At 29.0% G+C, this 11,649-nt stretch carries 11 protein-coding genes and 2 pseudogenes; 9 read left to right on the top strand and 4 right to left on the bottom strand.

The genetic code is table 11. The annotated features are described in order from the left end of the window. Positions 1–714: 714 nt before the first annotated feature. Positions 715–1,254 carry a hypothetical protein gene (locus AC2D8K_RS11210; protein ID WP_002451618.1) on the bottom strand — a complete coding sequence of 180 codons (540 nt, stop codon included), beginning with the start codon at positions 1,252–1,254 and terminating at the stop codon, positions 715–717. A gap of 508 nt (positions 1,255–1,762) precedes the next feature. On the opposite strand from AC2D8K_RS11210, the gene AC2D8K_RS11205 reads away from it, so the two are divergent. From AC2D8K_RS11205 to AC2D8K_RS11175, 7 genes and pseudogenes are all read left to right on the top strand, one after another. Then, positions 1,763–2,710, top strand: a complete 948-nt coding sequence (locus AC2D8K_RS11205) for a hypothetical protein (protein ID WP_002451617.1) — start codon at positions 1,763–1,765, stop codon at positions 2,708–2,710. Between the two features lie 609 nt (positions 2,711–3,319). Beyond that, a complete protein-coding gene (gene isaB / locus AC2D8K_RS11200) occupies positions 3,320–3,817 on the top strand; it encodes an immunodominant staphylococcal antigen IsaB family protein (RefSeq protein ID WP_002451615.1) in 498 nt (165 codons plus the stop codon). Positions 3,818–3,969: 152 nt separating this feature from the next. Then, positions 3,970–5,216: pseudogene (locus AC2D8K_RS11195) on the top strand (aminoacyltransferase). 26 nt (positions 5,217–5,242) lie between these two features. Further along, positions 5,243–6,043, top strand: a complete 801-nt coding sequence (locus AC2D8K_RS11190) for a CPBP family intramembrane glutamic endopeptidase (protein WP_002451612.1) — start codon at positions 5,243–5,245, stop codon at positions 6,041–6,043. Between the two features lie 224 nt (positions 6,044–6,267). Then, positions 6,268–6,381: pseudogene (locus AC2D8K_RS11185) on the top strand (immunodominant staphylococcal antigen IsaB family protein); the annotation flags it as partial. Beyond that, a complete protein-coding gene (locus AC2D8K_RS11180; RefSeq protein WP_002451611.1) occupies positions 6,378–6,605 on the top strand; it encodes a hypothetical protein in 228 nt (75 codons plus the stop codon). The pseudogene AC2D8K_RS11185 and the gene AC2D8K_RS11180, both read left to right, overlap by 4 nt. A gap of 268 nt (positions 6,606–6,873) precedes the next feature. Next, positions 6,874–7,476 (top strand): short chain dehydrogenase, encoded by a 603-nt coding sequence (locus AC2D8K_RS11175; protein ID WP_002451610.1) that lies wholly within the window; start codon positions 6,874–6,876, stop codon positions 7,474–7,476. 148 nt (positions 7,477–7,624) lie between these two features. Here AC2D8K_RS11175 and AC2D8K_RS11170 read toward each other — a convergent pair whose 3' ends face one another. Further along, a complete protein-coding gene (locus AC2D8K_RS11170; RefSeq protein WP_002451609.1) occupies positions 7,625–7,960 on the bottom strand; it encodes an antibiotic biosynthesis monooxygenase family protein in 336 nt (111 codons plus the stop codon). Positions 7,961–8,145: 185 nt separating this feature from the next. On the opposite strand from AC2D8K_RS11170, the gene AC2D8K_RS11165 reads away from it, so the two are divergent. After that, positions 8,146–8,853: an SDR family NAD(P)-dependent oxidoreductase gene (locus tag AC2D8K_RS11165; protein ID WP_207024026.1), complete on the top strand. Its 708-nt coding sequence runs from the start codon at positions 8,146–8,148 to the stop codon at positions 8,851–8,853. 31 nt (positions 8,854–8,884) lie between these two features. On the opposite strand, the gene AC2D8K_RS11160 is transcribed toward AC2D8K_RS11165, so the two are convergent. Continuing rightward, on the bottom strand, positions 8,885–9,097 hold the full coding sequence (locus tag AC2D8K_RS11160) for a hypothetical protein (RefSeq protein ID WP_002451607.1): 213 nt from the start codon (positions 9,095–9,097) through the stop codon (positions 8,885–8,887). 214 nt (positions 9,098–9,311) lie between these two features. Here AC2D8K_RS11160 and lip point away from each other — a divergent pair, with 214 nt between their 5' ends. Beyond that, the gene (gene lip / locus AC2D8K_RS11155; RefSeq protein ID WP_002451606.1) at positions 9,312–11,378 is read left to right on the top strand and encodes a YSIRK-targeted triacylglycerol lipase; all 2,067 of its coding nucleotides are present in this window, start codon (positions 9,312–9,314) and stop codon (positions 11,376–11,378) included. A 45-nt stretch (positions 11,379–11,423) separates the two neighbouring features. Here lip and AC2D8K_RS11150 read toward each other — a convergent pair whose 3' ends face one another. After that, complete coding sequence (locus AC2D8K_RS11150; protein ID WP_002451605.1) at positions 11,424–11,612, bottom strand: VraH family peptide resistance protein; 189 nt, start codon at positions 11,610–11,612, stop codon at positions 11,424–11,426. Positions 11,613–11,649 lie beyond the last annotated feature (37 nt).

Here is an 11,649-nt window from a genome sequence, read left to right as displayed (position 1 = left end):
AAGATATTTATACAATTTTATTTGTCAGAAGTTCTCCAATTAAGTATATAAACTCAAAAACATTTATGAGTAATAGACAATAATACATGTTTAATTAATTTTAATATTTACGTATGCTTGATTCAAGTTTTGAAGATTTTGATAAAACAATATCTGACTTTAACATCTCATTTTCATTTCTAAGTCGTTCTTAATTTTCCTATTCAGCTTCTATTTAAAGGTAAATGATTATTTTGTTTAACTTTTGTATATTCCATATTCATTTTAGAAAGACATCTTATTTGGTTATAAATTGAAAGTACCTTCCTCATGAAATTCACACTGTCACTACCCCTAAGTTAATATAACAGGATTGACAAGAATAAAATAGGTTGCTATTTTTCTATAATACAATTTATTTTCTGTCCAATCCTTAAAACAGATTTTTGAAATTTCTATAATAGAACTTATTTGCATTATTTTATACAATTCATTTGGACAAAATTCTAAACATAGGTCATCCCATATTTAAATCATATCAATGCTGAAATAGGCTATATTTGTTAGTCAACCTTTTGAGGTGCAATTATATATTTTATTATATTAATGTTTAAGTGTATTAATATTACAATCCTATAGTTTAAAAGGTCACAATTATCATTTTTTAGTACAATATGGGATTATATATTCATATATTTGTAATTCAACACTGTTGAACTTTATTTGTGGTTTGATCTAATATGTTCTAAATGCATCGTGACTTAAAATTAAACCATTATCAATTTCACCTATCAAATCATTAACTGATGATAATGATTGTAAATGACTTAAACTCATATCTACTGCCCAGCCTATTAAGTTGATTTTGATATCATAATTTGACATTGTCACTTCAAATCCTTCAATACTTGAGTTTGAATTTCCTGGTACTAATTCACTCTCATTACGTTTCAATTCGTCGGCAATACGACTTGAATTTTGAATTAGACTGTTGATTCTGTCATAGATATTGATTGCTCCATACCTTGTAGATGTTTTCAGACGTTGTTCTTCAAAAGCTAATGTTTCATGATATTTTAATGCGTGTATAATCATTTTATCAACAGCCTCAGTACCATCAATAGATGGTGCTTCTTGATAGCTTTGACCTTCTTGATATGAGAGTGTATTTGTATCTTCTAATCCAAACATCTTTTTAATTTTACTTTTTAACATTCTATAAAAGATATAAAACATTATAATTACAACAATCCAACATATGATGGTTGATAGCATTGTTATTCTCCTTTAATATTATTTTTTCTATTATCCTGCAATTAATTGATTTTTTAAATTGATTATTTAAATATAAGAATAATATTTCATTTGATATTGTATGTTGCTATTTTTTATTAGATTAAGTAAGTAATCATTAAATATTTCAAAACCATTAAGTAACTTATTTAAATTACTTAAACATTATTTCGAATATAATTCTATGAAATTGCAAAAAGTAAATAGATGTTGTATTAAAATAACTATTGAAATAACCATTTTACTTTACTCTAAGATATATAACATTCCATTATTATATACCTATATAATTAAAAATATTACAACTAAAAATATTGTTTATTAGTACTTAATTTGTTATTATTTATTTAGTTTTTAATAATTTGATAAGATTTTTATAATTGTTCATATATGGACTTTTATTAAGAAGAGTTCATACTAAGTATATATAGACTAATGGTCGGCATAATAGCTCACGTTATGCCGACCATTTATTGAAGGAGATAGTTGTATGAAAAAAATAATTTCTATTATTCTTAAATTTATTTTTATAGGTTTTTCACTTTTTTACGCCCTTATTTCATTCTTATTTTATATCATTGGTTCTGAAAGTATATCTGGAGAAGTTTATAGAGATAAGTCTCATTTAATTGGTGGTATTATAGCACTAATTTTCGCTTTCATAATTTTTCCTATAGGTATTAATTTGATTTTGAATATTGGTAAGTCTCGTCAAAGAGTGAAACGTTTATTATGTATATTGACTGGTAAAGAATATGTAACTAGTGAAGAATTGATAAATGGAATTAGTTTTGATGAAATGGGGACCCTAGAAAAGGCTGATTGTTTAGTATACAAAGCATATATGAAACCAATGAGTATGATTGTTGGCTCTCTTTTCTTTTTTACATTTTTGGTAGTGCCAATTCATCATTTATTTAGTAGTGGTTTAGAGTTGAGTTATATTATTTCGCAAACTGTTTTATTTATAATATTTCAATTTCCAATAGTTATAATATTAATTGTGTTAAATGTGCGTTTTTATCCGTGGGTAAAAATGTGGGCAATGAATATAGAAACTTTAAATAAAATTTTTCCAACGAGTGAAGGAATGACTAAATCGTTCCTTAGTAGCGCTAAATCTATTAAAGAAAAATATGATTACACTCCGATGGACAAATATATTCGTATTACATCTAAAAATAATGGAAATATGTATGAATTATCTAGACACTATAGAAATGATTCTAAAAAATTTGAAGCTCAAAAAGAAGCCTCATTACAAATTATTTTTTATACTCAGATTCGAAATGCTATTTGTTTAGGACTTTGGCTTTTTTCATTTATTCTTGGATGGTTTGTTTTACCTAAACTTGTTAGTAAAATTAAAACGTCTCAAGATGTTAAAGTAATTAAGCATTTTTATCCTAAAAAGACACTGGAAAATGTGCAAAAGTAAAAAATATAAATTGAGAGTTTTGCTTTATTTATTATTAGTCGATTTAAATTAAGAAAATATTTATTGATATTTTTACTGAGAAGAGAAAAGAAAAACACCTAAAAATACCATTGGAATAATAACAAAAAAGGTGTAAAAAGCTGATTATGCCCAACTAATATTGGCAAAGTAGCAAAAATGATAAAAGTAATAATTAAACAAAGAAGATAGAAACTTTTATATTTATGTATCACATATCACCTCATTGATTAATTTCAACATAGGTCTATGTATCAATGTTTTATTAATATTTTGAAATAGTCCTATATCAAAATGATTCTCGTTCACATAATGATTGGTTATTAGGTTCATTACACTTATTATATTTTTGAGCGTCTTAAAATTTTAACATGTAATTATATAAAAATAACTAAACGGAATACTCTCATTTTATGACTATTTATTTTTATGAATAAAATGTCATTCCTCTGTTTATAATAATGAGATTTAAACCGACTTTAGAATAAACAAGATTATGCAAATAATAAATTTTGTAATAATTTGTAATATTCTGTAATATATTGTAATATTACTTTAGAAAGACATTTAACTATTAAAGGAGTGTTAATAATGAATACTTTATCAAAGCGTTTGTTAACAGGTACTTTAGCAGTTGGAGTGGCTTTGGGTGTTGGCGTTGAGGATCTTTCACATCATGAAGCTCATGCGGCTACGCAACCATATTATAATTATCATGGTTATACATCATCACAAAGTGATTTTATTTTAGATAAAAATTTTATTAATGCCATTAAAAATGACAATTTAACTATTAATGGATATAAAATAACTGAAAATAGTAAAGGCAATGATAATGATACAATTGAAAAATTTGATCAACAATTTTATTTACCTAGCAAAGGCAAAGCGGATGGTGTGTGGTTCCAATTAAAACCGGGTATAGTTTCTAAAGCTGAATTAGTGAAAACTTATGGTAAGCCCTTAAATAAGCCATCTGGAACAGCCCATGGAAATGAATATTTATATCAATTTAATGAAAAACAATTACGCTTTTTAGAGAATAATGGTTATATTACTGAAGTCGGTATCCATAACGGAAAAAGTTAAGTGATAAGATAAAAATTTTATATGGAATTCATTTTTTACAATTTTACTAGCCTAGTTATAGCAAAGTTGAGAAAAATTGAGTAATCGCAAACGGTTGGTGAGACAGGTCATCAGCCGTTTATTTTATATAAAGTGAATAAGGGGATTAAATTATGTATTTTACGCAACTAACAGAGACAGAATATGACAATTTTATTCAAAATAATAAGGTCCATTTTACTCAATGTATTGATCAATATAAATATAGAAAAACAAATGGCGAAGAAGCACACTTAGTTGGTGTCAAAAATAATGAAAATGATGTCATAGCAGCTTGTTTATTAACGGAATCTAGAGCGTTAAAATTTTTTAAGTATTTTTATTCTCAAAAAGGCCCGATATTAGATTTTAATCATCTTGAATTAGTAAAATGCTTCTTTAAAGGCTTAACAACATATCTACAAAAAAAAGAGCACTATTTGCTTCTATAGATCCGTATATTTTAGAAAATGTTCGGAATACTGCAGGAGATATTGTGACACCGATTAATAATAAAGAATTAATTCATACATTACATCAGTTAGGTTATCAGCACCAAGGTTTAACGATTGGCTATTCTCAAAAGAGTCAAATTAGATGGCTATCTGTACTAGATATGGAAGGACAAAAAGAAGAAGATGTCTTAAAAAATATGGAATATAAAACCAGGCGTCATGTTCAACATGCGATTGAAATGGGTGTTAAGACAATAACGTTAGACATATCAGAAATTGATCGCTTTTATCAATTATTTAAAATGGCTGAAGAACGACATCATTTTAAATATAGGGCAAATCCATATCAATTTTTTAAAGAAGTACTGTTAATGTATCCGAATGAGGCAATGATTAAGCTTTCATATATTAATTTAGATGATTATAAAAATCAATTAATTAAAAAATCATCTGAAATAGCTAAAGATATAGAAAACACAAGAGATAAGTTAAGTGGGCATCCTAATTCTAAAAAGAGTAAGAACAAGTTAAAACAGTTAGAACAGCAATGGAATAGTAACGAAAAGAAAATTACAGAAACACAAGACATCATTCAAACAGATGGACATGTAATTGATTTAGCAGCAGCCTTATATATAGCTACAAAAGATGAAGTTTATTATTTATCCAGTGGTTCAAATCCACATTACTATCAATATAAAGGTGCGTATGCTTTGCAATGGCATATGATTAAGTTTGCTATAAAACATGAGATTCCTAAATATAATTTTTATGGTATTACTGGAGATTTTAGCAAGACAGCAGATGATTTAGGCGTACAACAGTTTAAAAAAGGATTCGGAACCCACATTGAAGAATTAATTGGAGATTTCATTAAGCCTATCCACCCATTATTGTATAAAGTTTTCCGATTGTTAAATGAATAATATGATGAAAAAAGGTGGTATTTAATATGACTAATCATGATGAAATGAATGAACAACATAAGGAAAATCAGAATGAAGATTTATCAAAAAATCAAAGCGATGTTTTACCGAAAGGAAATATAGCATTAAATATCCTCATTTTTATAGGTTGGATGATTCTAGCGCAATTACCTATTATTATCATACTTACGATTACAAATTTATCGGTTAAAATGGACACTTTGAAAGCTACAATGTCCACCGTCTTATATCTCATTGTAGTATCAGTAGTGGTTTGGTTAATTAGACGGTACTATAGACGGCATACTTATGAACATACGGACAAATTTACGACGAAAGATATTGGTATTAATATAGGGTGGGCAGTCTTACTTCGTATTATTGTCTATGCATTTTTGTTCCTTTTATACAAAGTCACAGGGTCTGCTCAAACAAGTAACGATAAGCTATTGTTTGGTGATATGAATCAACAAGCAACAAATGCAAGCCAACTTGCACAAGTATTTCCTTTTATCATTTTTGTAATTACCATCAGTTTTATTGCACCATATCTTGAAGAACTTATATATCGAGGTATATTCAAAGAGACTTTATTTAAAAAGACCTCATTTTGGTTACCGTTCATTATTTCTTCAATCGTTTTTGGTTCACAACACGGTATTAATAATATTATTTCATTTATTATGTATACATCAATGGGTATGGTGTTTTATCTTGCCTACTCACGTAGAGGTAATATCAAAGATAGTATGATGGTTCATATGATTCATAATAGTATTATTGGAATAGCCATTTTAGTAGGATATTTTTATATAATGTTCAAATAATATTAAACAATAAGGTAATGAAATAAAAAATACTTATACATTATCATTTTTGTAATATTACTTTAAAAAGACATTTAACTATTAAAGTAATGTTAATAATGAATACTTTATCAAAGCGTTTGTTAACAGGTACTTTAGCAGTTGGGGTGACTTTAGGTTTAGGCGTTGGAGTTGAAGAATCTTTACATCATTAGGCTCATGCAACCACGTAACCATATTATAATTATCATGGTTATGCAGGCAATGATACTAGTTTTGTATTATCTATTCAATTTAAGGAAGCAGTTAAGACAAATAACGTTACTTTTAAAGGTAAGAAAAAGGTAATGGAGAAGTGAATATTTATGATCAAACGTTTTCTGGGGTAACAAAGTCAGGAAAAAGTGCATCTGGTGTTTCTATTAATGTAAAAGATAATTTATCATATTCAGATATAAAAAAATCATATGGTAATACTTTAATAAGAATGGATCCTTATCAAACGTCAGCTAAGGAGAAATCAGTATTAAGTTATAAACCAACAAATCAAGGACCCGGCGTGATATTTAGTATAAAAAAATAATAAAGTGACAAATATAAATATTACGCACAGTGGTATTGGATTTTAAATCATAAATGTTATAAAAAAATAGAATTTTGAATGATATAGGCCATCAAATGGTATTAGTTAAAGCCATTTGATGGCTTTTTAACATGTTAGTAGCCGATTTAATGTTAAGTGTATGCGTATGTACTGACTTTTATCATTCACGGAATTGAGCATCTTACTTTAATTGTATTTTGTATATGATAGGCTTTTTGTAAACGCTTAAAATTCCTGGAGGTATATCATGAAGGTTATTGTTATTGGTGCAAGTGGAACGATTGGTAGTAAAGTAGCAGAAAAACTAAAAGAAAATCATCATGAAGTGATTGAAGTAGGAAGTCAATCTGGTGACTATCAGTTGGATATTACGTCTCCAGAACAAATCGAAAAAATGTATAAAAATATTGATAATATTGATGCAGTTGTCAGTGCAACAGGCGGCGCTACATTCAAAGCGTTGTCTGAGATTAGCTTAGAAGAAAATAATGTAGCGATTCAAGGTAAGTTATTGGGCCAAATCAATTTAGTATTAATTGGTCAACATTATTTAAATGAAAATGGCAGTTTTACGTTAACATCAGGTATTATGATGGACGATCCTATAAAACTAGGATCTTCAGCAGCAATGGCTAATGGCGGTATCGCAGGTTTTGTGACTTCAGCTGCTGTAGAATTAAAACATGGTTTAAGAATTAATAATGTTAGTCCTAATGTAGTTGAAGAAGCATTAGATAAGTATGGAGAATTCTTTAAAGGTTTCACAGCAGTACCTGCCGATAAAGTAGCTAATGCATTTGTTAAAAGTGTAGAAGGTGCACAAACAGGGCAAACGTATCGAGTGTATTGATAGTTTATACTTTATCTGAAAAATGATGAGATTAATTTATTGATATTACTATAAACAGAGAATATTAGACAGAAAAGGTGACTTCTATATTAAATCCATAGAAATCACCTTCTTTATGTCAGTTAGAAAATTTTATTGTTAAAATGAGTTATTTTTCAGTTTCGCTAGAATATACAATGTGTGTGTCTATACGTTGAGGAATATCTGCTAATAATTCCATAATCTCATTTGTTTCGTCTTCAGTACTAGGTTTAGAGTAGTGATTGTCTTTAGCTTCATCACTTCTGAAAAATTCAAAGGCTAATAAAACATCACTATCTTCATCTGAACGACATAAAACCCAATCAGTAGGATCATCGATGCCCAATTCTTCTAAATGTTTAGCTTTTAAACATAAATCGAACAATTCTTGACCTCTACCTTCCTTAGCTTTCATTTTAATAACAACACCAGGTTGGTTATAAAATAGTCTTTTATCTTCCATAATTATTACCTCCTTTTTTAGCATTTTAGCAATTACTAATGAGAGAACCTAATAAATTGATTTATTTCAATTAATTATTTTAATCAACAATTGAAATTTTATGAATAAAAGGAAATAATGTGATTTAAAAGTATCAATATTGTATAGTGGGATTAACAATAAGACAGATTAATAGGAGTATATATATGAGACAAAAAGTATTAATAACTGGCGCAAATAAGGGAATTGGTTTTGAAACGGCAAAACAACTAGGTGAAAAAGGATGGACGATATTATTAGGTGCACGTAATGAAGAAAGAGGTCGTGCTGCCGTTAAGACACTCGAAAATAAAGGTATAACAGCTGAATGGATACAAATTGATTTAAATAATATTGATACCATACATGCAGCTGCTGATTATATAGCAACACAACATTCTGATTTGAAAGCATTGATTAATAATGCGGGTATTTCAGGCAATATGAACGCATCACCACTGGATGTTGAACTTGATGAATTAAGGGAACTGGCAGAGGTCAATTTCTTTGGTAATTTCGAAATGATTAAGACATTTACACCTATTTTAGCTAAAAATCACGGCAGAATATTAAATTTAACGATACCTTTGAATCCTAATAGCTTTTTCCATCCATTTAGTTATATTGCAACTAAATCTCCATTAAATTCGATGATTAAATTATTCGGTAGACATTTTAAGAAAAATAAAATACCGGTTGAAATATTTGGTGTCATGCCTGGAGGTATTACGACAGACTTGAATAATCATCAAAAAGGATTTTTAATGCGTTCAGTAAATGAAGGCGCACAATCCATAGTAAAAGTACTAACAGACAATCATAATCATAATGGTAAAATTTTATTAAGATTGATGCCATTTAAAATATTCAAATAAAGGGACACCATCATATCGGTGCCCCTTTTTATTAACTAATAATGACATATGAAAGACCTGTTAAAGTAAGGGTCAATACAGTAGTTAAAATAACGATTGTTAAGATTTTTTCTTTAAATGATACTGGTTTCAATCCAATAAATACAGTTAAGGTAAAGAAAAATAAACTTGCTATTAAATAGAAGAGAAAAAGTATAAAGATAAAACCACTTGAATTATTGAATAACTCTTGATATTGATCCATGAAAGGAACTCCTTAAATTAGAAAGATATTTCCAATATAACAAACATAACCATTAGTTATCTAATTTATCAATCTATATAGTATAAAATCAATAAAAAACTTTACTAAAATACAAATAAAAGATTAAAAACAATTAAAGATTATATGATAAAATTAATTAACAGTTATTTTTTTGAATCTATAAGTGAGGGGAATACTTATAGAGGTGATTTTTTTGAAAAATAATAATCCGAAAAGACAGTTTAGTATTCGAAAATTTACAATAGGTGTTGTATCAATTGTAGCTGGTATTACATTTTTTATTTCAGAACATGACGTTCAAGCTGCTGAGCAACAATCCTCCCACTTATCACAAGAATCAGTTTATACTCAATCCAAACCTTCCGATCAAGAAGCTAATGTGTCTTCAAAAGAATCGGAAATCGACAAAAATATTAATAAAGTAGACGGCGCGCAGTCTTATTCTCAACAAAATGAGCAACAATCCTCAAAAGAAGACAATAAGAAAATGCCAAAATCAACACAAGCAGAACAAGTTGAAAAACAGGAACAACCTGCTTCTAATCAGACGCCTAATCACTCTTCAAAAGAGCCCTCCATTAATAATCAGCAAAGTCATAACAAACAGCAACCTAGTGATGACAAAATACCTAATACCGAACCAGAAAAAATTGAAAAAGTAGATAATCATAAGCGTATTCAAGATCAGTATCAAGATAAAAACAAGAAGGTTGATAATAAACAATCTAACAATTCGCAATTAAACCAAAAAGAAAACCCTGATTCATCAAATAATAAACAACAAAAGCAACGTCTAGATGTTAAACCACAAAACGATAACCAACAATTACAATCTCGAAATGATGTAAAAGAAAAATTAGATAACCAGCCAATTGAGCAAACAGATACCAAGCAGCAAAGTAACAATAAAAGCAAAGACAACACAACTTCTGTAAAGTCACACAGCCAACAACATAAACCGCATTCATTAAAGACCCAATCCCATTCAACTCCAGGTCAAAAAGTTAACACAAATATTTCTACTAACCCAACACAACAGCAAACTACAAATCAGAATATTAAACCTAAAAATACAGATGAAGCTACTGTCAAAAGTAATCAATATAAAAATAAATATCCAGTAGTACTAGTGCATGGATTTTTAGGATTAGTGGGTGACAATGCACCAGCTTTGTATCCTAATTATTGGGGCGGTACAAAATTCCCAGTTAAGAAACGATTAGAGAAGCTAGGTTATGACGTGCATGAAGCGAGTGTCGGTGCTTTTAGTAGTAACTATGACCGCGCTGTAGAACTGTATCATTATATTAAAGGTGGAAAAGTAGATTATGGTGCAGCACATGCTGCTAAAACGGGTCATGATAGATACGGTAAAGTTTATCAAGGGATTATGCCAGATTGGGAGCCAGGTAAAAAGCTTCACTTAATAGGTCACAGTATGGGCGGTCAAACGATACGTCTGCTTGAGCATTTTTTAAGACATGGTAATCAGGAAGAAATAGATTATCAAAAAGCACATGGTGGTGAGATTTCTCCATTATTTACAGGTGGGAAAGATAATATGATTTCATCAATCACAACTTTAGCGACACCACATAATGGCACACCAGCTGCAGATAAACTTGGGAATACTGATTTTGTAAAAGGTGTATTTAATAGAATAGGACGTTTAAGTGGAAATAAATATTCTCATATTGATCTCGGATTTTCACAATGGGGATTCAAACAACGTCCAGATGAAAGTTACATTGATTATGTGAAACGAGTTGCAAATAGTAAGATTTGGAAGACTCAAGATAGTGCAGTCTATGATTTGACGACTGAAGGTTCTGAGAAACTAAATCAGATGACATCACTTAATCCTAATATTGTTTATACATCTTATACGGGACTAGATACACATACAGGACCACTAGGTAATGAGAATCCTAATATTAGACAATTTTTCTTATTTGATTTAACAAGTAGGTTAATAGGTAGAGATGATAATGTAAATGTAAGGAAAAATGATGGTATTGTGCCAGTGTCGTCTTCATTATTTCCTACAAATCAAGCCGCTAAGACGGTAGGGATGACTTCTCCATCTACAGATAAAGGTATTTGGCAAGTCAAACCAGTGATGAACGGTTGGGATCATTTAGATTTTGTCGGATTAGATGCAACAGATTATAAACGTATAGGTGAAGAATTAAGTCAATTTTATTTAGGAATTATCAATAATTTAATTAGAATTGAAGAAATTGATGGTATAAAACATTAAAAAACAGTGTGTGCTCAATATTGAGCACACACTGTTCTACTGTATTTATTGCTTTTCGTCACGACGTTTTAAGACATAGGCGCCACCTAGTAATCCAATTGGGATACCGGCTATCGGTGTTAAAGCGCTACTTAATACTATAACGATTAACGTTAACATAATGACGTTGAATACATTGACGTTTAAGTTTTTCAAATCCTCGTATGACTGTTTAATTAAATCTTTAAATTTCATTATAAATCTCTCCTTATACTTTTTATTTAAATAATGA

This window comes from Staphylococcus sp. 510, from assembly GCF_057219715.1.
This window is presented reverse-complemented; position numbering and strand designations above follow the sequence as displayed.